Source organism: Pseudoxanthomonas sp. LjRoot125, from assembly GCF_964252705.1.
GTDB lineage: Bacteria > Pseudomonadota > Gammaproteobacteria > Xanthomonadales > Xanthomonadaceae > Pseudoxanthomonas_A.
The window spans coordinates 245572-266670 of record NZ_CAXUOY020000002.1; the positions used below are offsets into that span (position 1 = coordinate 245572).

The 21099-nt window shown below is 68.7% G+C and carries 23 protein-coding genes; 9 read left to right on the forward strand and 14 right to left on the reverse strand.

Going from position 1 to position 21099, the window contains the following annotated elements:
• Nucleotide 1 precedes the first annotated feature (1 nt).
• Nucleotides 2-565, reverse strand: a complete 564-nt coding sequence (locus ACSION_RS16695; protein WP_093487513.1) for a cob(I)yrinic acid a,c-diamide adenosyltransferase — start codon at nt 563-565, stop codon at nt 2-4.
• Between the two features lie 18 nt (nt 566-583).
• Nucleotides 584-1186 carry a hypothetical protein gene (locus tag ACSION_RS16700; protein WP_435306913.1) on the reverse strand — a complete coding sequence of 201 codons (603 nt, stop codon included), beginning with the start codon at nt 1184-1186 and terminating at the stop codon, nt 584-586.
• Between the two features lie 98 nt (nt 1187-1284).
• Between ACSION_RS16700 and ubiH the strand changes: the two genes are divergently transcribed.
• From ubiH to ACSION_RS16715, 3 genes are read left to right on the forward strand one after another with little or no spacing between them, the layout of a single operon-like run.
• The gene (gene ubiH / locus ACSION_RS16705; RefSeq protein WP_435306914.1) at nt 1285-2493 is read left to right on the forward strand and encodes a 2-octaprenyl-6-methoxyphenyl hydroxylase; all 1209 of its coding nucleotides are present in this window, start codon (nt 1285-1287) and stop codon (nt 2491-2493) included.
• On the forward strand, nt 2490-3677 hold the full coding sequence (locus ACSION_RS16710) for a UbiH/UbiF family hydroxylase (protein ID WP_435306915.1): 1188 nt from the start codon (nt 2490-2492) through the stop codon (nt 3675-3677). Before ubiH ends, ACSION_RS16710 begins: the two co-directional genes overlap by 4 nt.
• A 55-nt stretch (nt 3678-3732) precedes the next feature.
• On the forward strand, nt 3733-4860 hold the full coding sequence (locus ACSION_RS16715) for a Gfo/Idh/MocA family protein (protein ID WP_435306916.1): 1128 nt from the start codon (nt 3733-3735) through the stop codon (nt 4858-4860).
• 6 nt (nt 4861-4866) lie between these two features.
• Here ACSION_RS16715 and ACSION_RS16720 read toward each other — a convergent pair whose 3' ends face one another.
• The 6 genes from ACSION_RS16720 to ACSION_RS16745 form a co-directional block, all read right to left on the reverse strand.
• Nucleotides 4867-5589 carry a hypothetical protein gene (locus tag ACSION_RS16720; RefSeq protein WP_093487504.1) on the reverse strand — a complete coding sequence of 241 codons (723 nt, stop codon included), beginning with the start codon at nt 5587-5589 and terminating at the stop codon, nt 4867-4869.
• 71 nt (nt 5590-5660) lie between these two features.
• Nucleotides 5661-6590 carry an SMP-30/gluconolactonase/LRE family protein gene (locus ACSION_RS16725; protein WP_435306917.1) on the reverse strand — a complete coding sequence of 310 codons (930 nt, stop codon included), beginning with the start codon at nt 6588-6590 and terminating at the stop codon, nt 5661-5663.
• Between the two features lie 36 nt (nt 6591-6626).
• Entirely contained in the window at nt 6627-7679 is a 1053-nt protein-coding gene (gene rlmM / locus ACSION_RS16730; RefSeq protein ID WP_435306918.1) for a 23S rRNA (cytidine(2498)-2'-O)-methyltransferase RlmM, read from the reverse strand.
• Between the two features lie 44 nt (nt 7680-7723).
• Nucleotides 7724-8284, reverse strand: coding sequence for a nucleoside deaminase (locus ACSION_RS16735; RefSeq protein ID WP_435306919.1), 561 nt, complete (start codon nt 8282-8284; stop codon nt 7724-7726).
• Nucleotides 8284-8664: a hypothetical protein gene (locus ACSION_RS16740; RefSeq protein ID WP_435306986.1), complete on the reverse strand. Its 381-nt coding sequence runs from the start codon at nt 8662-8664 to the stop codon at nt 8284-8286. The genes ACSION_RS16735 and ACSION_RS16740 overlap by 1 nt, the downstream gene beginning before the upstream one ends.
• Nucleotides 8665-8780: 116 nt before the next feature.
• Nucleotides 8781-10538 carry a glutamine--tRNA ligase/YqeY domain fusion protein gene (locus tag ACSION_RS16745; RefSeq protein WP_435306920.1) on the reverse strand — a complete coding sequence of 586 codons (1758 nt, stop codon included), beginning with the start codon at nt 10536-10538 and terminating at the stop codon, nt 8781-8783.
• A gap of 90 nt (nt 10539-10628) precedes the next feature.
• Here ACSION_RS16745 and ACSION_RS16750 point away from each other — a divergent pair, with 90 nt between their 5' ends.
• Genes ACSION_RS16750 through msrA form a run of 3 tightly spaced genes read left to right on the forward strand, consistent with a single transcriptional unit; the run spans nt 10629 to nt 12286 of the window.
• Nucleotides 10629-11303 (forward strand): glutathione S-transferase family protein, encoded by a 675-nt coding sequence (locus ACSION_RS16750; protein ID WP_435306921.1) that lies wholly within the window; start codon nt 10629-10631, stop codon nt 11301-11303.
• A 32-nt stretch (nt 11304-11335) separates the two neighbouring features.
• A complete protein-coding gene (locus ACSION_RS16755; RefSeq protein ID WP_435306922.1) occupies nt 11336-11605 on the forward strand; it encodes a DUF2007 domain-containing protein in 270 nt (89 codons plus the stop codon).
• 30 nt (nt 11606-11635) lie between these two features.
• A complete protein-coding gene (gene msrA, locus ACSION_RS16760; protein ID WP_435306923.1) occupies nt 11636-12286 on the forward strand; it encodes a peptide-methionine (S)-S-oxide reductase MsrA in 651 nt (216 codons plus the stop codon).
• 21 nt (nt 12287-12307) lie between these two features.
• Here the strand turns inward: msrA and ACSION_RS16765 are convergent, their stop codons facing one another.
• From ACSION_RS16765 to ahpC, 6 genes are all read right to left on the reverse strand, one after another.
• Complete coding sequence (locus ACSION_RS16765) at nt 12308-12949, reverse strand: hypothetical protein (protein WP_435306924.1); 642 nt, start codon at nt 12947-12949, stop codon at nt 12308-12310.
• Nucleotides 12946-13911 (reverse strand): transaldolase, encoded by a 966-nt coding sequence (locus tag ACSION_RS16770; RefSeq protein WP_435306925.1) that lies wholly within the window; start codon nt 13909-13911, stop codon nt 12946-12948. Before ACSION_RS16770 ends, ACSION_RS16765 begins: the two co-directional genes overlap by 4 nt.
• Before the next feature lie 112 nt (nt 13912-14023).
• Complete coding sequence (gene rnk, locus ACSION_RS16775; RefSeq protein WP_435306926.1) at nt 14024-14464, reverse strand: nucleoside diphosphate kinase regulator; 441 nt, start codon at nt 14462-14464, stop codon at nt 14024-14026.
• Nucleotides 14465-14576: 112 nt separating this feature from the next.
• Nucleotides 14577-15536 carry a DNA-binding transcriptional regulator OxyR gene (gene oxyR, locus ACSION_RS16780; protein WP_435306927.1) on the reverse strand — a complete coding sequence of 320 codons (960 nt, stop codon included), beginning with the start codon at nt 15534-15536 and terminating at the stop codon, nt 14577-14579.
• A 56-nt stretch (nt 15537-15592) separates the two neighbouring features.
• Nucleotides 15593-17179, reverse strand: coding sequence for an alkyl hydroperoxide reductase subunit F (ahpF, locus tag ACSION_RS16785; protein WP_435306928.1), 1587 nt, complete (start codon nt 17177-17179; stop codon nt 15593-15595).
• Nucleotides 17180-17405: 226 nt separating this feature from the next.
• A complete protein-coding gene (gene ahpC / locus ACSION_RS16790; RefSeq protein WP_435306929.1) occupies nt 17406-17969 on the reverse strand; it encodes an alkyl hydroperoxide reductase subunit C in 564 nt (187 codons plus the stop codon).
• Nucleotides 17970-18330: 361 nt separating this feature from the next.
• Here ahpC and prmC point away from each other — a divergent pair, with 361 nt between their 5' ends.
• Genes prmC through ACSION_RS16805 form a run of 3 tightly spaced genes read left to right on the forward strand, consistent with a single transcriptional unit; the run spans nt 18331 to nt 21095 of the window.
• Nucleotides 18331-19200 (forward strand): peptide chain release factor N(5)-glutamine methyltransferase, encoded by an 870-nt coding sequence (gene prmC / locus ACSION_RS16795; protein ID WP_435306930.1) that lies wholly within the window; start codon nt 18331-18333, stop codon nt 19198-19200.
• A 30-nt stretch (nt 19201-19230) separates the two neighbouring features.
• The gene (pip, locus tag ACSION_RS16800) at nt 19231-20172 is read left to right on the forward strand and encodes a prolyl aminopeptidase (protein WP_435306931.1); all 942 of its coding nucleotides are present in this window, start codon (nt 19231-19233) and stop codon (nt 20170-20172) included.
• Nucleotides 20173-20201: 29 nt separating this feature from the next.
• Nucleotides 20202-21095: a dienelactone hydrolase family protein gene (locus ACSION_RS16805; RefSeq protein ID WP_435306932.1), complete on the forward strand. Its 894-nt coding sequence runs from the start codon at nt 20202-20204 to the stop codon at nt 21093-21095.
• Nucleotides 21096-21099: the final 4 nt, after the last annotated feature.

Sequence of the window (21099 nt, forward strand, 5' to 3'; positions counted from 1 at the left end):
GTCAGCGCGGGGCGTGCCGCCGCTCGTGTTTCCAGAGCACCTCGCCATGGCCGTCGGCGCGGGCCAGCACCCGGGCCAGCACGAACAGCAGGTCGGACAGTCGGTTGAGGTAGCGGATGGCCTCCGGTCGCACCGCGTCGTGGCGGGCCAGGGTCACCGTTTCGCGCTCGGCGCGGCGCACGATGGTGCGCGCCAGGTGGCAGCGGGAGGCAGCCTCGCCGCCGGCCGGCAGGATGAAATCCTTCAGCGGCGGCAGGTCGTCGTTGTAGTGGTCCAACTGGCGCTCGAGTGCGTCCACGTCCTCGCCGGTGATGGCGGCATGGCCGGGGATGCACAGTTCGCCCCCCAGGTCGAACAACTGGTGCTGCACCGTGGTCAGCAGCGCGCGGATGTCTTCCGCCACGCTGGGGACGGCCAGCAACACGCCGATCGCCGAATTGGCTTCGTCCACCGTGCCGTAGGCGGTGACGCGCGCCGAGTCCTTGCCCACGCGCGTGCCATCGCCCAGGCCGGTGCTGCCGTCGTCGCCGGTGCGGGTGTAGATCTTCGAGAGGCGGTTGCCCATCGTCGGCGCAGGGACCGGTCAGTCCGCCGTGCGGCCGTGCGGCTTGGCCAGGCGCACGACCTGCTCGACCATCACGTGCAGGATGACGGCCAGGCCCACGTAGATGGCGGCCACGCGCAGGTACGGCAGGTACCAGTCGCTGAAGTTCTTCCACCAACCGGCGAAGGTCGGTTCGCTGACCACCGGGCTCAGCCAGTAGAAGCTGCCCTGGCTCAGCAGGTGGCAGGCGGTGGCCGAGACCAGCAGGCTGCCGATGAGCAGGGCGAGCGTGCGGCCGTGGCGCGCGGTCTGGTAGCGACGCACCAGCGCACCGCCGGCCCACATCGCCAGATAGGCGGGGACGAGGAACCAGTACGCTGCGGACACGCAGTAGTGCGTCCAGAAATTGATGCCCTGGCCGCTGATGACCACGTAATCGACCACGACCGCCGCCGCCATGAACAGCGGGAAAGCCCAGCGCGACCAGTTGCGCAGGTAGTAGCCGCCGATGAAGAACGCCGCCCAACTGGCGTCGGGCAACGGCCCGATGTGGCCGAACGTGGTGGGCAGGTGGAGACGGGTGAGGACCAGCAGGGCGGCGACCAGCGCCAGGACGATGGCGCGTTGCGAAGTGGTGTTCATCAGGCACGGTTCCGGAGACTCAGCCCCGCATTCTACCGGAGCCGGCGCGCACCGGGCCGCCGGGTCGGCGCCACGGGGCGGGGCGCTATCATGGCGGGATGACAGATCGGCATGACGTAGTAATCGTGGGCGGAGGCCTGGTGGGTGCCAGCCTCGCGATCGCCCTGGACCGGCAGGGTCTCGACGTGGGGCTGGTCGAAGCCGCGCCGGCGGGGCAGATGCCTGCCGTGTTCGACCAGCGCAACCTCAGCTTCGCCGCCGCCACCGTCAATGCGCTCGGCGCGCTCGGCATCATGGCCCGCCTGCGTGCGCCAACCGGTCCCATCCGTCGCATCCATATCAGCCGGCAGGGCGACTTCGGGCGCGTCAGGCTCGACGCCGCCGACTACGCACGCGAAGCCTTCGGCCAGGTGGTCGTGGCGCGCGACTTCGGCGAGGCCCTCGAGGCCGGCCTGCAGGATCTTCGCGGGCTGACCCGCTACCGGCCCGCGCGCTTCACCGGCCTGGGCGAGACCGAGGACGGCCATCGCATCGTCCGCATCGCCACCGGCGATCAGGAGCGCGCGCTTCGCGCCCGCCTGGTGGTCGCCGCCGACGGCACGCACAGCAGCGTGCGCGGGGCACTGGGCGTTGCGGCCGACACGCACGACTACGGACAGACCCTGTTCGTTGCCCGCGTGCGCGCCGAGCGCACGCCGGACGGCACCGCCTACGAGCGCTTCCGCGAAGACGGGCCGACGGCCTTGCTGCCGCGCGGGGACCGCCACTGGGGCATCGTGCACGGCGTACCGCGTGCGCAGGCGGAAGCGGTCGCCGCGCTCGACGAAGCCGCATGGCTGCAGCGCCTGCAGCAGCACGTGGGCTGGCGTATCGGCCGGTTGCTGGAAAGCGGTGAGCGCAGTGCCTACCCGATGACGCGCGTAGTCGCGCAGCGCCTGGTCGGCGAACGCGCGGTCCTGTTGGGCAATGCCGCGCAGACGATCCATCCGATCGGCGCACAAGGCTTCAACCTCGGCCTGCGCGATGCGCTGACGCTCGCCGAGGAAATCGCACGCGCGGGCGATCCCGGCGATCCGGCCGCGCTCGCGCAATACGCTGCGCGCCGGCAGGAGGATCGCGAGCGCACGCTGTCGTTCTCCGACGGTCTGGCGCGATTGACCTCCAATCCTTCGCCGCTGCTGCGTCCGTTGCGCAGCCTGGGCCTCGCCGCCGTGGATGCCAATGCGTCGCTGCAGGCGTTCCTGGTGGGTGGCGCGATGGGGTTCCGTGGCGACGTACCGGCCCTCTGCCGGGGAGAAGCGGCATGAAGCGTCGCGGACAGATCGATGTCGCCGTGGTCGGTGGCGGCGTGGTGGGTGCGGCCTGTGCCTTGGTGCTTGCCCGCGAAGGCCTGCAGGTGGTGTTGGTCGAAGGCCGCGAACCCGCACGCTGGTCGCGCGAACAGCCTGATCTGCGCGTGTACGCCTTCGCGCCCGACAACGCCGCGTTGCTCGAAGACGCCGGCGCGTGGTCGTCCGTGCGTGGGGCGCGTGCGCATCCCTACCGCCGCATGCGCGTCTGGGATGCCGCAGGCGGTGATGAACTCCGTTTCGATGCGGACGCGTTGGGTCGTACCCAGCTGGGCTGGATCGTCGAGAACGCGCTGCTGGTGGACCGACTGTGGGCGGCCTTGCCTGCGGCCGGCGTCGACGTCCGCTGCCCGGCGCGGGTGGAAGCGATGGAGCAGGACGCGGACGGTGTCGTGCTCCGGCTGGACGACGGCACGCGCCTGGATGCGCGCCTGGCGGTGGCGGCCGACGGCGCCGATTCCACGTTGCGTCGATTGGCGGGCCTGGAGGTCAGCGGGCGCGACTATGCGCAGCGTGGCGTGGTCGCGTTCGTGCGCACCGAGCGGCCGCACGAAGACACTGCTTGGCAACGCTTCCTGCCCACCGGACCCCTGGCCTTCCTGCCGTTCGAACAAGGCCTCAGTTCCATCGTCTGGACGTTGCCCGACAACGAAGCCGCGCGCCTGCTGGCCGTCGATGAAAGCGAATTCAACCGCGAACTCACGCTGGCGATGGGGGGGCAGCTCGGCGAGGTCACGCTGGCCTCGTCGCGTGCCGCGTTCCCGCTGAAGCGGCAGTTGGCGAAGGACTATGTCGCCGGCCGCGTGATCGTCGCGGGCGATGCCGCGCACGTGGTGCATCCGCTGGCGGGACAGGGCGTCAACCTCGGTCTTCGCGATGTCGCGGCGTTGCGCGACGGCATCCGTGCCGCTCGCGCCAAGCGCGCGGACTGGGATGCGCCGCACCGGCTGGAGCGCTGGGCGCGCCAGCGCCGCAGCGAGAACGCCACCGCCGCGCATGCGTTCGATGGCATCAACCGTCTGTTCTCCAACGACGAAATGCACCTGACCCTGCTGCGCGGGCCGTTGCTAGGCCTCGCCGGCAAGCTGCCGCCGCTGGTGGATTTCTTCTGGCGCCACGCGGCCGGCCAGCGGGCGCGCTGACGACGTCTGCCGCAAGCATGCGGTAGCCTCGCGGTTCCCCGACGAGATTGCCGCGATGAACGACGACGCTTCTTCCGTGCACGATCCCGCGCGCCGGCGCCTGCTCGGCGCGCTCGGTGCAGCCGGCCTGGCCGGCGTGTTGCCACGCGTGCATGCCAAGGGTTCGCGTCCGCTCGGCGTTGCCCTGGTCGGCTTGGGCTACTACAGCCGCGATCTGCTGGCGCCCGCCTTGCAGGCCACCAAGCATTGCCGCTTGGCCGGCATCGTCACCGGCACGCCGGCGAAGGCGGCCGAGTGGCAGCGGCGGTACGACATCCCCGATCGCAACGTCTACGACTACGACGGCTTCGACCGCATCGCCGACAACCCGGACATCGACGTGGTCTACGTCGTCCTGCCCAACCATCTGCACAAGCCGTTCACCCTGCGTGCGGCGGCGGCGGGCAAGCACGTGTGGTGCGAGAAGCCGATGGCGATGGACGCCGCGGAAGCGCAAGCGATGATCGACGCCTGCCGCCATCACCGGGTACAGCTCGCCATCGGCTACCGCATGCAGCACGAACCCAATACGCAAGCGGTGATGGCGCTGGCGAAGACACGGCCGTTCGGGCGCCTGCAACGCATTCGTGCCGAAGCCGGCTTCCACGGATTCGACGGCGCGAGCGCCGACAATTGGCGCCTCGATCCGAAGCGAGGCGGAGGCGCGATGTACGACATGGGCGTCTACGCGCTCAATGCGGCGCGCTACACCACGGGCACGGAGCCCCTCGCGGTCACGGCCACGCAGGAGATCCAGCGGCCGGCGATCTTCCGTGGCGTCGATGAATCGATGCGCTTCCGCCTGGAGTTCCCCGAAGGCGTCGTCGCGGATTGCGCCACCAGTTTTGGCCGCAACATGAACGTACTGCGCGCCGAGTGCGAAAAGGGCTGGTACGAACTGTCGCCGTTCCAGGCCTATGAAGGCATTCGCGGCGACGCGAGCGACGGTCGTCGCTTCGACGCAGCCACTGGTGCCACACCCGCGCAGCAAGCGCGGCAGATGGACGACGACGCGTTGGCGATCCTCGAGCGACGACCACCGCGCGTGCCCGGCGAAGAGGGATTGCGCGATATGCGCGCGCTGGATGCGATCTTCGCTTCGGCGCGTGGCGGCGGAACGCGTGTCGAGATCGCGACGGCGTGAGGCGGCTCAGCCGGGAATGAAGGGGAACACGATCTTCAGCAGCCCCTTCAGCCCGCCTTCCGCGGTGCTGGCGATGGCCTTGGCGCCGAGGCTGTTCAACGCATTGCGTGCGTCCTGCCAGCGCAGCTTGCCGACGTCCTTCTTCAGCAGGTCGGCGACCTCTTCGGCCGTCGGCGTCAGCTTCTTCAACTCCGCGACCACTGCCGCCGGATCCGGTTGCAGGTAGCCCCAGCGCTCGGCGATCGCCAGCAGTGTGTCGAAGCGCACCGCGACGACTTCGCGGTTGCGCTCGTAGACCGGCAGCGCACCCACGTCGAGGATGGCCTGCTCGAACTGCTGGTGATCGTCCGGGTGCTCGATGCGGATGGCGAGGAAGCCGTCCTTGCGGCTGCGCTCGCTGACGTGCTTCGCGCCGGACTTCAGGTTGGTTTCGGTGAGCACGGTCGCGACGATGCGCTGCAATGCCGCGTCGCGTTCCTCGGGCACCAGTGCCCGCCAGCGTGCATAACCGTCGCGACGCAGCGCCTTGATCTTGGCGGGCGTGACCCGCAGCTTGCCCGCGACGGTGAAGTTGGATTCGTCGCGGCCGATGGCGCCGTCGCGCTCCAGCAGCACGAACATCAGCAACTCCAGGTCGCGCTTGGTCAGCGACTGGAAGCCCTGCAGCAGGGTCAGACGCATGAACTCGGTGCCGAAGCCGGCAGGGTCCTTGAGTTCGATGGGCAGCATGGCGGTCTCCTTGTCAGGGAGGCATCTTGCCACGCGGGGGTGTCAGTACCTGAGACCTGCCTTGTCAGGCGTCACAGGCCGGCTTCGCGGCCCGGGGTTTCGGCCCTGAAGGCCTCGATGGCCCCGCGGTCCTGCAGGGTGACGTACACCGTGCGGCCGTCCGGTCCGCCGAACGCGACGTTGGTGGGCTTGCGTCCCTTCAGCGCCACCTCGCGCAGCACCTTGCCCTCGGGCGAGACGATCGCGACCACGCCGGCGCCGTAGCGCGCGATGTACAGGTTGCCCTTCACGTCGGTGCGCATGCCGTCCAGGCCGTGATCGTCGAAGGCGATCAGCAGGCGCTTGTTCGTCACGCCGCCATCGGCGAGGAGGTCGTAAACCCACACGGTGCGCTGCACGCTCTCGTTGACGTAGAGGTGCTTGCCACCCGGGCTGACCTCCACCCCGTTGGTGGTGCCCATGCCCGTTTCGAGAAGATGCGGCGTGCCCGTGCGGTCGATGCGCCACAACTGGCCGGTGTTGTCGGCCCACTTGGGGTCGCTGGCATAGAGCGTGCCGTCCGGCGCGAGCGCAATGTCGTTGGGCTGGTTCGCCTGCGGCATGGATGCGAAGACCTTCGCTTCGCGCGTTCCTGCCGCGATGCGCAGCACATGATGTCCACTGTAATCGGCAATCAACATGCTGCCGTCGGCCGCGAAGCGAATGCCGTTGCCCGTGCTGCCCGTCGGCAGGGTAGCGAACAGCGCCGCGTTGCCGCTCCCATCTGCATCGAACGTCACCCTCCCGATGGTGCCGTCGCGGCCGAAGCTGACCGCATACAGCGCACCGTCCGGACCCCACGCAGGACCTTCGATGCCGGCACTGAAGACGCCGTCGCCCACGACATCGCGTGCCACGTACAAGGCATCGCCGGGCGATGGCGTTTTCGCGGTCGTATGCACGCAGCCTGCGAGCAGGAGCGCGATGCCGGTGGCCAGCGGCCTGATGTGTCGTGCCGTCATCCGTCTCCCCTTGCCGGCGTGCGCCACGCTGCCGGATCAGCCCGGCGTGGCGAACACGGTGATCTCTTCGCGATCGTGGTACAGCTGCCGCGCGCGGACCTCAAGCGGCCGGCCGGCCTGTTCGGCGAACAGGTCCAGGCACAGCCGGGTTTCATCCCAGCGCTTCTTCATTGGCAGCTTGAGGTTGAACACGGCGTGCTTGCACCACCCCTCGCGGAACCACTGCGCCATGCGCTCGGCCACGCGGCGCGGCTGTTCCACCATGTCGCAGACCATCCAGTCCAACGCGTGCGGCGGCTTCCAGTGGAAACCATCGGCACGCAGGTGCTCGACCAGTCCGGTGGCCAGTACGTGCTCGCGCAGCGGGCCGTTGTCCACGCTGGTCACGCGCAGGTGGTGCCGGGTGAGCACCCACGTCCAACCGCCGGGTGCCGCGCCGAGGTCGGCGGCGGTCATGGCGGGTTTGAGCAGGTTCTCGCGCTGGCGGTCGTCGAGCAGGGAGAGAAAGGCTTCCTCCAGCTTCAGCGCGGAACGCGACGGGGCGTCGGGCAGCAGCTTGAGCCGCGGGATGCCGAGCGCCCAGGGCGCGCTGTCGCGCGTATCGGCGACGCACAGGAACAAATGGTCACCTTGCACGAACACCACATGCAGCCGCGGCAGCCGGGTGTCCTCCTTCTCGCTGAGGAAGCCCTGCTTGCGCAGCACCGGACGCAATGCGTTGCCGAAACTGCGCGCCAACCCCGCCAGCGGCTTGGCGGTATCCGAATCGGGGTGTTCCACCCAGAGGTCGCCGAAGCGTCCGGCGCCTGCCAGTGCAGCGAGGATGGGCGTGATGCGGTCCTTCGGGTCGATGCCACGCAGCTCGGCGAGCACGCGCAGTTTCTGCCGCGCGAAGATCAGGTCGCGCCAGGGCAGGGCGCGATCCAGGCCGGCCGCGTCTTCGCAGACGAACAGCACGTGCCCGTCGTTGCGTTGTGCGCGCGCATAGCCCGCGAAACCCGCGTGCGCCGCGCGTTCGCTCAGCTCGGCGGCGAGTTCGGGTTCGAATCCCTGGCGGCAGTAGCCCAGCAGGCCGGTCGTCGATGACATGGGGACAGTGTAGCCGCGACGCGATGCGCGGCGCAGCCGTCGGATCAGTAGCGGTCGCCGCCGCTCTCGCCGTAGTGCTTCAGTACGGCGCGCGCGTCGTCGCGCCGCAGGTCGCGCACGACCTCGATGCCACGCTTGTTCAGTTCGCCCACCCAGTCCGCCGGCAGCGGACCTTCGTCGAACTCGGTCAGCGCCATCACGTCTTCCGCGCGCGCGCCGATCAGCAGGCGATCGATGCCGGCCCATACGGTGGCGCCGTAGCACTGGCAGCAAGGCTGGGACGAGGTGGCCAGCGTTACCGGTGCGATCCGATCGTTGAGCCGCGGGGTCTGCAGGCGCTGCTGCGCCAGCATGTAGGCCATGTTCTCCGCATGCGCCAGCGAGCAGGTGTGCGGCATCACCCGGTTCACGCCGAGCGCGATCACGCGATGGTCCGGGCCGAACACGACGGCGCCGAACGGGCCGCCGGTGTTGGCGTCCACGTTGCGGCGCGACAGGTCGATGGCCAGCGCGACCTTGTCGTCGTCGCTCGCGTAGGACGCGGCGGGATCGACCAGGTCGTGGGTCCAGGCAGGCAGGGTCAGGTGGATCTGTTGGTAGAGCATTACTGGGCAGGCAAGGTCGAGGAGGAGGGGGAATCTGCTTCGCAGCGACCGCTGACGCACTGGCAGGCAGTCACCTCGGCGAAGCCGCAGACGCCGGCCATGCCGCTGGCGGCGCACTGCGCACGCACGCCCTGCGGATCGGTCGGGCTGTTCTTGTTGACGCACGCCGGCATGCTGCCGCAGCAATTGCCCACGTCCTTCACGGCGCAGTCGGCGTTGCTGCTGCACGCATAGTCGACGGTGATCGCGCCGGCCTGGCGCGGCGGCAGCGTGCCACCGGTCGGCTTCGGGGCCGGCGTGGAGGTGGTTGGCGGTTCGGCGCCATCTCCGGATGACGCGGGCGCCGCACAGCCGGCCATCGCGAGGACGGCAGCCAACATCAACATCAGGGCGAACGGCAGGCGCAGGACTGTGCGGGGCATGGCGAACTCCTTTCCGGGATGGATGAAACGCCAGCCTGAGGCCGGCCGCCTCAACGGCCGGTGAAAGCGGGGGCTCAGGCCTTCGTCGCCCAGGTGTCGCGCAGGGTGACGCTGCGGTTGAACACCGGGCGCGCGGCCGTATGGTCGTAGCGGTCGGTGACGAAGTAGCCGATCCGCTCGAACTGGAACGACTGCTCGGGCGCGGCATCGGCCGCAGCCGGTTCCACGTAGCCGGTGGTCGTGCGGCGCGAGTCGGGGTTCAGGTAGTCGCGGTAGGTCTTGCCTTCGGCATCGTCGTCGGGATTCGGCACGGTGAAGAGGCGGTCGTACAGGCGCACCTCCGCTTCGACGGCATGCTTCGCGCTGACCCAGTGGATGGTGCCCTTGATCTTGCGTTCGGCGCCGGCCATGCCCGGGCGGGATTCCGGGTCCAGCCAGCCGCGCAGCTCGACGATCTCGCCGGCGTCGTTCTTGATCACTTCATCGCAGCGCACGATGCCGGCGCCGCGCAGGCGCACTTCGCCGCCCGTGGTGAGGCGCTTGAAGCCCTTCGGCGGCACTTCCTCGAAATCCTCGCGCTCGATCCACAGCTCGCGCGAAAACGGCACGCTGCGCTGGCCGAACGACGCGTCCTTCGGATGGTTGGAGAACGTCAGCGCTTCCTCGTGGTCGTCCGGCAGGTTCGCCAGCACCAGTTTCACCGGATCGATGACCGCCATGCGGCGTGCCGCAGCGGCATCGAGGTCTTCGCGCAACGCGCCCTCGAGGATGGAGATGTCGAGCAGCGAGTTCTGCTTGCTGATGCCCACGCGGTCCACCATCAGGCGCAGCGCCGCCGGCGTGTAGCCGCGGCGACGGATGCCCTGCAGCGTGGGCATGCGCGGGTCGTCCCAGCCATCGACCAGCTTGTCTTCCACCATCGCGAGCAGCTTGCGCTTGCTCATCACCAGGTAGTTGAAGTTCAGACGCGAGAACTCGATCTGGCGCGGCTTGCTCGCTTCCTTCGGCAAGCCCTTCGCCAGCAGCGGCGCGACCAGGTCCGGCGAGCCGGCCAGGTCCACCTTGTCCACGCACCAGTCGTACAGCGGACGGTGGTCTTCGAACTCCAGCGTGCACAGCGAATGGGTGATGCCTTCCACCGCGTCGCTCAGCGAGTGTGCGTAGTCGTACATCGGATAGATCGGCCAGTCGTTGCCGGTGTTCTGGTGTTCGACGTGCTTGATGCGGTACAGCGCCGGATCGCGCAGGTTGATGTTGCCGCTGCCCATGTCGATCTTCGCGCGCAGCGTGCGTGCGCCGTCCGGGAACTCGCCCGCGCGCATGCGGCGGAACAGGTCCAGGTTCTCTTCGACGCTGCGGTCGCGGTAGGGCGAGTTGCGGCCCGGTTCGGTCAGCGTGCCGCGGTACGCGCGCACTTCGTCCGCGCTCAGGTCGCAGACGAAGGCGTCGCCCTGGCGGATCAGCTTCTCGCCCGCGAGGTACAGCACTTCGAAATAGTCGGAAGCGTGGCGCAGGTCGTGCCACTCGAAGCCCAGCCAGCGTACGTCGTCCTGGATGGCGCGGACGTACTCGGGGTCTTCCTTGGCCGGGTTGGTGTCGTCCAGGCGCAGGTTGCAGACGCCACCGAACTCGCCGGCGATACCGAAGTCCAGGCAGATCGCCTTGGCGTGGCCGATGTGCAGGTAGCCGTTGGGCTCGGGCGGGAAGCGGGTCTTCACCGAGGCATGACGACCGCTGGCCAGGTCCTCGCGCACGATCTGGCGGATGAAGTCCCGCTTTTCGGGGGCGGCATCGTCAGACAGGGGGGCGGAGGGGGCTGCGGTATCGGACATCGGGGCGGGAGGCGTGGAAAAACGCCAGTTTAGCCGGTCTGGCGCCCGGGCTGGTCTATCCTGAACAGCCTTCGCGCACCCGGTCCCCGCATGAGCCTCCCGACGCTCGTCATCGGCAACAAGAACTACTCGTCCTGGTCGCTGCGCCCGTGGTTGCTGCTGCGGCACTTCGGCGTGGAGATCGAGGAGATCCGCCTCCCGCTCGACACGCCCGCGTTCGCCGCGGAGGTCGGGCGCCATTCCCCGACCGGCAAGGTGCCCGCGCTGCACGATGGTGGGGTGCACGTCTGGGATTCGCTGGCGATCTGCGAATACGCCAACGAGCGCTGGCTGGATGGCCAGGGCTGGCCGCGCGACCGCGCCGCGCGCGCGGTGGCACGCGCGGCGGCGGCCGAGATGCATTCCGGCTTCACGGCGCTGCGCACGCAGTTGCCGATGAACAGCCGGCGCGCGCCGGATGCCTACCGCTGGGACGCCGCGGCCCAGCGCGACATCGACCGCATCCAGGCGCTGTGGCGCGCGCTGCGCGCGGCGCATGGCGGCGACGGCGACTTCCTGTTCGGCGAGTTCGGCATCGTCGACGCGATGTACGCGCCGGTGGCGGTGCGTTTCGATGGCTATGGCGTGGAGGTGGACGACACCGCGCGTCACTACATGCAGGCGTTGTTCGCGTTGCCTGCGATGCAGGCGTGGCGGGCCGCAGCCGCGGTCGAGCCTGAATCGGTGCCGGCCACGGAAGCCTTGCGCAAGCCGTTGCCCGCCTGAGCGGGTGTAGGCTGGCGGCGGAGGACGTACCCATGCGCGTGGTCTACCTGGCCGACAACCTGTTCGATGCCCATCTGGTGAAGCACGCACTGGAGGAAGCGGAGATCCCGGCGTTCGTGTTCGGCGAATCGCTGCTGGGCGGCATGGGCGAACTGCCGCTGTTCGGCGTGCTGCGGGTCTGCGTTCCGGACACAGCGTTCCCCGACGCGGAAGGGATCGTGAAGGGCCTGGGACTGGATTCGGGCAGCAATGGCCCCATCTTGGAAGGCGACGACGAAGGCCTGGGCATCCTGCCGGCCTGATCCGCTTTCTCCCGACACACGAGGTTCGCCATGCTGGGTATTGGAGCCTACAAACAGCGCATGCCGCGCGCGGAAGACATGCTGCCGGGACGCGGCACGCCGCTACCGCTGCACAACACTCATTTCGTCAACGGACACCCGCTGCGCGACGCGTTCGACGGCCTGCAGCAGGTCGAGTTCGGCCTGGGCTGTTTCTGGGGCGCGGAGCGCAAGTTCTGGAACGTGCCCGGCGTGTACAGCACGTCGGTGGGGTACGCCGGCGGCGGTACGCCGAATGCGACCTACGAGGAAGTCTGCTCCGGCCAGACCGGCCACAACGAGGTCGTGCGCGTCGTGTACGACCCCGCGCAGGTCTCGTTCGAGCGCCTGCTGCAGGTGTTCTGGGAGAGCCACGACCCCACCCAGGGCATGCGCCAGGGCAACGATGTCGGCACGCAGTACCGCTCCGGCATCCATTGCCATACACCGGAACAGCAGGCGGCCGCGGAGGCCAGCCTGGAGACCTACCAGCAGACGTTGCGCGCGGCGGGCTACGGCGATATCACGACGGAAGTCGTGTATCCCGCGCCGGCGTTCTACTACGCCGAGGACTACCACCAGCAATACCTGGCGAAGAATCCGAACGGCTACTGCGGGCTTGGCGGGACCGGCGTGAGTTGCCCGATCGGGCTGGATGCGTGAGGCCCAGGCCGTTGCCCGGCCTTACAGCCGGGTGACGCCGCAGACGTAGACCACTTCGCAGGCGCCGCCGCCGGTATCGGTGCGGCTGGTGGAACTGCGCCAGCGCCAGCCGTCGCGCGCATTGGCTTCCACCAGCCAGCCATCGATCCGCACGCGCTCGCCCTTGCGTACGCCGGCGAGCGCCTGCGCGACGCTGTCGTTGCCGGGGATCATGTGCATGTTGGCGCTGCTGCTGGCGATCTCGTTCGGCGGCAGCGGCGGCTGGTCGCTCCAGCGGTAGCGGTACCAGCGCGAGGACTGGCTGATGTCCAGCGCGTCGATCACCGCATCTTCGGTCATGCGGGCCCAACCCAGCGCGAGGTCGGTCGGCGACAGGTCCGACTCGCGGCCGCTGCCGTAGTCCTCGCGCGACAGCACGCGCGCTTCCACGCTGAAGCCGGCGAGCGGCGTCAGCGTGGCGGCATCCAGCGCGAACGGCGCGAGACTGCCCGGCACATCCGTCTGCAGTGGCGGCTCGCCCGATGCCACGCGGGGCGGCAACGGGCAGGCCAGCGTCAGGTCGCCGGCGGACGCGGGTGCCTTCGGGCCGTGGCGCTTGTCGGAGAACCACCACCCCGCCATGCAGACCAGGATGCCGATCACCAGCAGCGTCCGCAGGCTCACGCGGTGAGCTTCTCGCGGATGGTCGTGCGCAGGGCGGCCAGGTCCTTGGCGAAGATCTCGATGCCGGTCGACAGCTTTTCCTTCGCCATCGGATCGGCTTCGATCGCGGCGGCGAAACTGTCGGCCGTTACCGGTGCCGCAGTGACTGCTTCAGCGGCGGTGGGCGACAGCTTGCGCGGCAGGTCGCCATGGTCCTGGTCCAGCTTCTCCAGCAGGTCGGGCGAAATGGTCAGGCGATCGCAGCCGGCCAGTGCCTCGATCTGCGCGGTGGAGCGGAACGACGCGCCCATCACCACGGTAGGCGAGCCGCGGCGTTTGAATTCGGCGTAGACGCCGCGCACGAACACCACGCCCGGGTCTTCGTCGATGGTCGCCGGCGCCTGGCCGTTGGCCACGTACCAGTCGAGGATGCGGCCCACGAACGGCGAGATCAGGAACGCACCGGCTTCCGCGCAGGCGATCGCCTGGGTGGGGTTGAAGATCAGGGTGAGGTTGCAGTCGATGCCTTCGGCCTGCAGCACGCGAGCGGCTTCCACGCCCTCCCAGGTGGAGGCGACCTTGATCAGGATGCGATCGCGGCCGATGCCCTGGTCGGCGTACATCTGCACGAACTTGCGCGCCTTGGCCACTGTCGCGGCGGTGTCGTAGGCCTGGTCGGCGTCGACTTCGGTGGAGACGCGGCCGGGGATCAGGCCGGCGAGCTTCGCGCCAACGCCGACGGTCAGGCGATCGACCACCTCGTCCACCAGCGCACCACCGCCACCCTGCGCGCGCGCCCAGGCGAGTTGTTCTTCGATCAGCTCGGCGTACACCGGCAGGTCCAGCGCCTTCTTCACCAGCGTGGGATTGGTGGTGCAGTCCACCGGCTTGAGGCGCTTGATGGCGTCGTAATCACCGGTATCGGCGACGACGACGGAGAGTTCGCGGAGCTGCTGCAGCTTGGAGGGGGACGTATCGGACATGGGGTCGGCGAGGCGGGGGAATCGGGCGACAAGTATGCCCTGTCCCGCGGGGGCAGGCCCGGCCGCGGGAGCGTACTTTTCGTGGATTGACGCGATAGCGCGCGTTGCGCGCTCAGCGGTGCAGGTCGCCGCTGGCTTCGGGTTGGTAGTCGATGGCGGTGACCCGCAGGCGCAGCGGGCGGTTGCCGGGCGCATGCCAGTCGATGGTCTGGCCGATGGCCACGCCGAGCAGGGCACTGCCGACGGGCGCCAGCACGGACACGCGTCCGGTCTCGACGTTTGCTTCGTGGGGATACACCAGGGTCAGGCGATGGTGTTCGCCGGTGAGTTCGTCGTCGCACTCCACGCGCGAGTGCATCGTCACCACGTTGTCCGGCATCCGGTCCGGCGTGCGCACGTCGGCGCGGTTCAGTTCGTCCATCAGCGCGAGCGCGGCCGGGTGCCGGCGCAGCACGGGCGTATCGAGCAAGGCCTCCAGGCGCGACAGATCGCGGCTGGACACGACGAGCGGGGGAAGCGAGGGCGGCAGGCCGCTGGTGCGGGTGTTGTTCATCGGGGTCCTCTGTGGATTTTGGGGTCGCGCAAAAGGAAACGGGCGACGCGTCGCCGCGCCGCCCATCGGAGTCCTGTTTGCCGCTTTACCGTAGCCCGGAAGGCGGCTCGGTTCAAGCCGCGCGCGCGCGCGGCGTGGGGCGTCCGGCCGGCGGTTGCGCACCGCCTGTATCGGGTTCGAAGAGGCTGGGAGGCAGTTCGCGGAACACACGCGCCAGCTGCAGCAGGAAATCGCTCATCGCCGAACTCTTCCGCCACACCATCGCGATCTGCCGGCTCGGGTGCGAATCGCTGAAGCCCAGCAGGTGGATGTTCTCCGAGCGCGCCACGGGCGGCTTCACCGCCAGCGTCGGCAGCAGGGTGATGCCGACATCGGCGGCGACCATCTGGCGCAGGGTTTCCAGGCTGGTGGCGCGGAACTCGGACTTCTCGTTCGCGCCCGAAAGGCGGCACACATCGAGCGCCTGTTCGCGCAGGCAGTGCCCGTCCTCGAGCAGCAGCAGGCGTTGGTCGGCGAGCTCCGCCAAGGCCAGCGAGTCGCGGCGAGCGAGCGCATGCGATTCGGGCACGGCGAGCACGAACGGCTCTTCGAACAGGAATTCGGTGTGCAACTGGTCGTCGGCCACCGGCAACGCCAGCAGGCCGGCATCGAGCTTGCCTTCGCGCAGGCGCGAGAGCAGCACGTCGCTCTTCTCCTCGACCAGCAGCAGTTCCAGGTCCGGGAAGCGCGTGCGGATGCGCGGCACGACGTGCGGCAGCAGGTAGGGGCCGAGGGTGGGGAAGATGCCGAGCCGCACGGTGCCGGCCTCGGGATCCTGGCTGCGGCGCGCGGCCTCCTTCATCTGCTCGACCTCGGCCACGATGCGGCGCGCGCGGTCGGCGGCATCGCGCCCGGCGGGCGTCAGCATGACCTTGCGCGGCGCGCGCTCGACCAGCGGCACGCCCAGTTCGTCCTCCAGCTTCTTGATCTGGGTGGAGAGCGTGGGCTGGCTGACGTAGCACGCGGCGGCGGCCCGTCCGAAATGCTTGTGGTCGGCCAGGGCCACCAGGTACTTCAGGTCGCGCAGATTCATCGGAACCCTCCCTCAAGGAACTGCGGGGCGGGCGGCCGGGCCGCCCGCTCGGCACATCATGCCGCGACTGCGTCCGCTGCTTCCACCGGGGCCGAGGTGCGGATCAGGTGGTCGAAGGCGCTCAGCGCGGCCTTCGAACCTTCGCCCATGGCGATGACGATCTGCTTGTACGGCACGGTGGTGGCGTCGCCAGCCGCGAACACGCCCGGCACGCTGGTCTGGCCGCGGTCGTCGACGATGATCTCGCCGCGCGGACTCAGCGCCACCACGCCCTTCAGCCACTCGGTGTTCGGCAGCAGGCCGATCTGCACGAAGATGCCTTCCAGTTCGATGCGGTGCGTATCGCCGCCGGTACGGTCCTTGTAGACCAGGCCGTTGACCTTGCTGCCGTCGCCCAGGACTTCCGTCGTCTGTGCGCTGGTGACGATGCGCACGTTCGGCAGGCTGCGGAGCTTGCGCTGCAGTACATCGTCGGCACGCAGCTGCCCGTCGAACTCGATCAGGGTCACGTGGGCGACGATGCCGGCCAGGTCGATCGCGGCCTCGACGCCGGAGTTGCCGCCGCCGATCACCGCCACGCGCTTGCCCTTGAACAGCGGGCCGTCGCAGTGCGGGCAGTAGGCCACGCCCTTGTTGCGGTACTCGTTCTCGCCGGGCACGTTCATCTGCCGCCAGCGGGCACCGGTGGAGAGGATCACCGTCTTGGACCTCAGCGAGGCGCCGTTGGCGAGCTGGATCCCGACCAGGCCATCGGCACCGGCGGGCACGAGCTTCTCCGCGCGCTGCAGGTTCATCACGTCGACCTGGTAGTCCTTGACGTGCTGCTCCAGCGCAGCGGCGAGCTTCGGGCCTTCGGTATACGGCACGGAAATGAAGTTCTCGATCGCCATCGTGTCCAGCACCTGGCCGCCGAAGCGTTCGGCCGCCACGCCGGTGCGGATACCCTTGCGCGCGGCGTAGATGGCGGCTGCGGCGCCGGCCGGGCCACCACCGACGACGAGCACGTCGTAGGGCGCCTTGGCCTTGATCTTCTCGGCATCGCGCTTGCCGGCGTTGGTGTCGAGCTTGGCGACGATTTCTTCCACGCCCATGCGACCGGCGCCGAACACCTCGCCGTTGAGGAAGATCGTCGGCACCGACATCACTTCGCGCTGCTCGACTTCCTGCTGGAACAGCGCGCCGTCGATGGCGACGTGCTGGATCTTCGGATTCAGCACCGCCATCAGGTTCAGCGCCTGCACAACGTCCGGGCAGTTCTGGCACGACAGCGAGAAATAGGTTTCGAAGCGGTACTCGCCATCGAGCGAACGGATCTGTTCGATCACGTCCTGCGCGAGTTTCGACGGATGGCCGCCGACCTGAAGCAGCGCCAGCACCAGCGAGGTGAACTCATGCCCCATCGGCAGGCCGGCGAAGGCCAGATGGATGTCATGGCCGGGCGAGGTCAGCGCGAACGACGGCGTGCGTTCGCCACCACGCTGCTCGGTGACGGTGATCTTGTCGGAGACATCCTGCAGGTCCTTCAACAACGCCTGCAGCTCGGCGGAGCCGGCGCTGTCGTCCAGCTGCGCAGTGATGTGGATCGGGCGCACGGCCTTTTCCAGGTAGGCGGTGAGCTGCGTCTTCAGATTGGCGTCCAGCATGGCGAACGTCTCCGGGGAGGAAATCAGGGAGGAGGGGAAGTCAGGCGTTTGCAGGAGCGGCATGTGCCGAGGGAGGGGCGCCGGTCAGGGAGGAGGGAACCGGCAAGCGGCGCATGCCGCTGCTGCAAACGTCCGGGCCATCCTCCGGGCCCGTGGCCCGGAGGTGGCGTGATGCGGTGTCGCGATGGCGCATCCACGCGGGGATGCGCCGATGCCACGGTGACGCTTAGATCTTGCCGACCAGGTCCAGCGACGGGGCGATCGTCTGCGCGCCTTCCTTCCACTTGGCCGGGCAGACCTGGCCGGGGTTGGCGGCGGTGAACTGCGCGGCCTTCAGCTTGCGCAGGGTTTCCGACACGTCACGGGCGATCTCGTTGCTGTGGACTTCGGCGGTCTTGATGACGCCTTCGGGGTTGATGACGAAGGTGCCGCGCAGGGCCAGGCCTTCTTCCTCGATGTGCACGCCGAACGCGCGGGTCAGCTGGTGGGTCGGGTCGCCGACCAGCGGGAACTGGGCCTTGCCCACCGCCGGGGAGGTTTCGTGCCACACCTTGTGCGAGAAGTGCGTGTCGGTGGTGACGATGTAGACCTCGGCGCCGGCCTTCTGGAACTCGGCGTAGTTGGCGGCGGCGTCTTCCACTTCGGTCGGGCAATTGAAGGTGAAGGCGGCCGGCATGAAGATCAGGACCGACCACTTGCCCTTCAGGGTGCCGTCGGTGACTTCGACGAATTCGCCGTTGTGGAAGGCGGTGGTCTTGAACGGCTGGATCGCGGTGTTGATCAGGGACATGGAAGATCCTCGTGAGTGGAGTGGGTGTGGTGAAGTGATGGCGCCATGGTAGGCAGCGACTATTGATATCTCAAATCGATTGATGGAATTGAATAGATAGTCTTTGGCTATCACTAGGTGGGGTCGGAACACGTCACTGGCAAGGCTGAAATTTAACTTCATATATTTCAGTTACTTACAGGATTTGCGGTCTGACTGGACCAGGATGCCCTAAGGGCTTCCTTGGCGGCCCACCTCCAAACGAGGCTATCGCCAGCGCGGTACGAAGCCCCGCGGGCTCCATACGCCATTGAGCACCATGATGGTGCGTCGCGGCGATGCGCGGGCGTGTGGGGTACCGCCGCCCGGTACCATGCGTGCCATGTCCGATCCCGCCTCCCTGCGTCTCGACCACGCCCTGCGCGCCGCCACGGGCCGACTGGCCGGCCAGGACGCGCGGCACGAAGCCGAGCAACTGCTGCTGCATGTGATCGGCCGCGACCGCGCCTGGCTGTTCGCGCATGGCGATGCCGCGCTGGCGGACGCGGATGCTGCGGCGTTCGAGGCGCTGCTGGCGCGCCGGGTCGCCGGGGAGCCGGTGGCCTACCTGGTCGGGCATCGCGGTTTCTGGACGCTCGACCTGCAGGTGTCGCCTGCCACCTTGATCCCGCGCCCGGAAACCGAGCGCCTGGTCGAACTGGCGCTGGAGCGCCTGCCGGCGGACAGGCCGTTGCGCATCGCGGACCTCGGCACCGGCACCGGTGCGATCGCGCTGTCGCTGGCGAGCGAGCGACCGCAGGCGCAGGTGGTGGCGACCGATTTCAGCGCAGACGCCCTGGCCGTTGCACGTGCGAACGGTGTGTCGAACGCCATCGCCAACGTCGAATTCCGCCACGGCAGTTGGTGGGCGCCGCTGCAGGGCGAACGCTTCCACCTGGTCGCGAGCAATCCGCCCTACATCGCCGAGGGCGACGCGCACCTGGCGCAGGGCGACCTGCGCTTCGAGCCGCCGACGGCGTTGTCCTCCGGCGCGGACGGACTGGAGGCGATCCGCGAGATCGTGGGCGACGCATCGACGCACCTCATGCCCGGCGGCTGGTTGCTGCTGGAGCATGGCTGGGACCAGGGCGCGGCGATCCGCGCGCTCATGACCGCCGCAGGCTTCTTCGACGTGGCCACGGAGACGGACCTGGAGCAGCGGGACCGCGTCACCCTTGGGCGCGTCACGGAAGGGCAAGACGCGAGCCGCTAGACTGTCGCTTTCCTCCAGGACGGGCTGCCCATGCGCACGCTTTACCCCGATATCGAACCCTTCGACACCGGCACGCTGAAGGTCGATGACCGCCATGAGCTGTACTACGAGCAGTGCGGCAACCCGCAGGGCAAGCCCGTGGTGCTGCTGCACGGTGGCCCGGGCGCGGGCTGCAGCCCGAAGATGCGCCGCTTCCACGATCCCGCGAAGTACCGGATCGTACTGTTCGATCAGCGCGGCTCCGGTCGCTCCACGCCGCATGCGGACCTGGTGGACAACACCACCTGGGACCTGGTGGCCGACATCGAGAAACTGCGCGAAAAGCTCGGCATCGAGCGCTGGCAGGTGTTCGGCGGCAGCTGGGGTTCGACGCTGGCACTGGCCTACGCCGAAGCGCATCCGCAGCGCGTCACCGAACTGGTGCTGCGCGGCATCTTCATGCTGCGGCGCTGGGAGCTGGAATGGTTCTACCAGGAAGGCGCGAGCCGTCTGTTCCCCGATGCGTGGGAACACTACGTCACCGCGATTCCGTCGGTCGAACGCCACGACCTGATCTCGGCGTTCCATCGCCGCCTGACCTCCGACGACAAGGCCACGCGCCTGGCGGCGGCGAAGGCGTGGAGCGTGTGGGAAGGCGCGACCAGCTTCCTGCACGTCGACGCGGATTTCGTCAGTGGCCACGAGGAGCCGGAGTTCGCGCTCGCGTTCGCGCGCATCGAGAACCACTACTTCGTCAACGGCGGCTTCTTCGAGGTCGAAGACCAGTTGCTGCGCGACGCCTCGCGCATCGCCGACATCCCGGGCGTGATCGTGCATGGCCGCTATGACGTGGTCTGCCCGGTCGCCAACGCGTGGGAGCTGCACAAGGCCTGGCCGAAGGCGAAGCTGGAGATCACGCCGGCGTCCGGCCATTCTGCGTTCGAAGCCGAGAACGTCGACGCGCTGGTGCGCGCGACGGACGCCTTCGCCTGACGGGACGACTTCGCAGCGGAGATAGCCTCATGGATTCGTCGCGCGCCACCGCTTCCGCGTTCGACCAGCGCGTGCTGGACCTGTACGACGACTACGTCCATGGCCGGGTCGATCGGCGCGGCTTCCTGTCGGGCGCGGCGCAGTTCGCCGTCGGCGGTACGACAGCGGCCGCGTTGCTCGCGGCGTTGGCGCCGCAGTACGCGTTCGCTGCGCAGGTGGCCGTGGACGATGCGCGCATCACCACGGTCTATCGCACGTTCCCCGCGCCGCAGGGCCATGGTGAAGGGCGCGGCTTGCTGGCGATGCCGCGCGAGCCGGGACCGCATCCGGTGGTGTTGGTGGTGCACGAGAACCGCGGACTGAATCCGTACATCGAGGATGTCGCGCGTCGCCTTGCCGTGGCAGGCTTCATCGCGTTCGCGCCGGACGCGCTGTATCCGCTGGGCGGGTATCCCGGCAACGACGACACCGGGCGGGAGATGCAGGCCACGCTGGACCGCGCGAAGGTCATGGCCGATCTCGAAGCCGCCGCGCGCTTCGCGCATGCGCTACCGCGCGGCAACGGCAAGCTCGGCGTGGTCGGTTTTTGCTTCGGCGGGTTGGTGACCAATGTGTTGGCCGCGCGCCTGCCGGAGGTCGTCGACGCGGGCGTGCCGTACTACGGCGGCCAGCCGTCCGCGGAAGAGGCGGCGCGCATCAAGGCGCCGTTGCTGCTGCAATTCGCCGCGCTGGATACGCGCGTCAACGCAGGATGGCCCGCCTACGAGCAACAGTTGAAGGCCGCGGGCGTGCCTTACACGGCCTACCTCTATCCCGACGTGAACCACGGCTTCCACAACGACACCACGCCACGCTACGACGCGGCCGCTGCGGCATTGTCCTGGCAGCGCACGCTGGCCTTCTTCGGCCAGCACCTGCGCTGATCGC

Excerpts from the sequence above, each read along its gene's own strand:
- ACSION_RS16695 (WP_093487513.1), bottom strand. The coding sequence starts at position 565 with ATGGGCAACCGCCTCTCGAAGATCTACACCCGCACCGGCGACGACGGC.
- ACSION_RS16700 (WP_435306913.1), bottom strand. The coding sequence starts at position 1,186 with ATGAACACCACTTCGCAACGCGCCATCGTCCTGGCGCTGGTCGCCGCC.
- ubiH (WP_435306914.1), top strand. The coding sequence starts at position 1,285 with ATGACAGATCGGCATGACGTAGTAATCGTGGGCGGAGGCCTGGTGGGT.
- ACSION_RS16710 (WP_435306915.1), top strand. The coding sequence starts at position 2,490 with ATGAAGCGTCGCGGACAGATCGATGTCGCCGTGGTCGGTGGCGGCGTG.
- ACSION_RS16715 (WP_435306916.1), top strand. The coding sequence starts at position 3,733 with ATGAACGACGACGCTTCTTCCGTGCACGATCCCGCGCGCCGGCGCCTG.
- ACSION_RS16720 (WP_093487504.1), bottom strand. The coding sequence starts at position 5,589 with ATGCTGCCCATCGAACTCAAGGACCCTGCCGGCTTCGGCACCGAGTTC.
- ACSION_RS16725 (WP_435306917.1), bottom strand. The coding sequence starts at position 6,590 with ATGACGGCACGACACATCAGGCCGCTGGCCACCGGCATCGCGCTCCTG.
- rlmM (WP_435306918.1), bottom strand. The coding sequence starts at position 7,679 with ATGTCATCGACGACCGGCCTGCTGGGCTACTGCCGCCAGGGATTCGAA.
- ACSION_RS16735 (WP_435306919.1), bottom strand. The coding sequence starts at position 8,284 with ATGCTCTACCAACAGATCCACCTGACCCTGCCTGCCTGGACCCACGAC.
- ACSION_RS16740 (WP_435306986.1), bottom strand. The coding sequence starts at position 8,664 with ATGTTGGCTGCCGTCCTCGCGATGGCCGGCTGTGCGGCGCCCGCGTCA.
- ACSION_RS16745 (WP_435306920.1), bottom strand. The coding sequence starts at position 10,538 with ATGTCCGATACCGCAGCCCCCTCCGCCCCCCTGTCTGACGATGCCGCC.
- ACSION_RS16750 (WP_435306921.1), top strand. The coding sequence starts at position 10,629 with ATGAGCCTCCCGACGCTCGTCATCGGCAACAAGAACTACTCGTCCTGG.
- ACSION_RS16755 (WP_435306922.1), top strand. The coding sequence starts at position 11,336 with ATGCGCGTGGTCTACCTGGCCGACAACCTGTTCGATGCCCATCTGGTG.
- msrA (WP_435306923.1), top strand. The coding sequence starts at position 11,636 with ATGCTGGGTATTGGAGCCTACAAACAGCGCATGCCGCGCGCGGAAGAC.
- ACSION_RS16770 (WP_435306925.1), bottom strand. The coding sequence starts at position 13,911 with ATGTCCGATACGTCCCCCTCCAAGCTGCAGCAGCTCCGCGAACTCTCC.
- rnk (WP_435306926.1), bottom strand. The coding sequence starts at position 14,464 with ATGAACAACACCCGCACCAGCGGCCTGCCGCCCTCGCTTCCCCCGCTC.
- oxyR (WP_435306927.1), bottom strand. The coding sequence starts at position 15,536 with ATGAATCTGCGCGACCTGAAGTACCTGGTGGCCCTGGCCGACCACAAG.
- ahpF (WP_435306928.1), bottom strand. The coding sequence starts at position 17,179 with ATGCTGGACGCCAATCTGAAGACGCAGCTCACCGCCTACCTGGAAAAG.
- ahpC (WP_435306929.1), bottom strand. The coding sequence starts at position 17,969 with ATGTCCCTGATCAACACCGCGATCCAGCCGTTCAAGACCACCGCCTTC.
- prmC (WP_435306930.1), top strand. The coding sequence starts at position 18,331 with ATGTCCGATCCCGCCTCCCTGCGTCTCGACCACGCCCTGCGCGCCGCC.
- pip (WP_435306931.1), top strand. The coding sequence starts at position 19,231 with ATGCGCACGCTTTACCCCGATATCGAACCCTTCGACACCGGCACGCTG.
- ACSION_RS16805 (WP_435306932.1), top strand. The coding sequence starts at position 20,202 with ATGGATTCGTCGCGCGCCACCGCTTCCGCGTTCGACCAGCGCGTGCTG.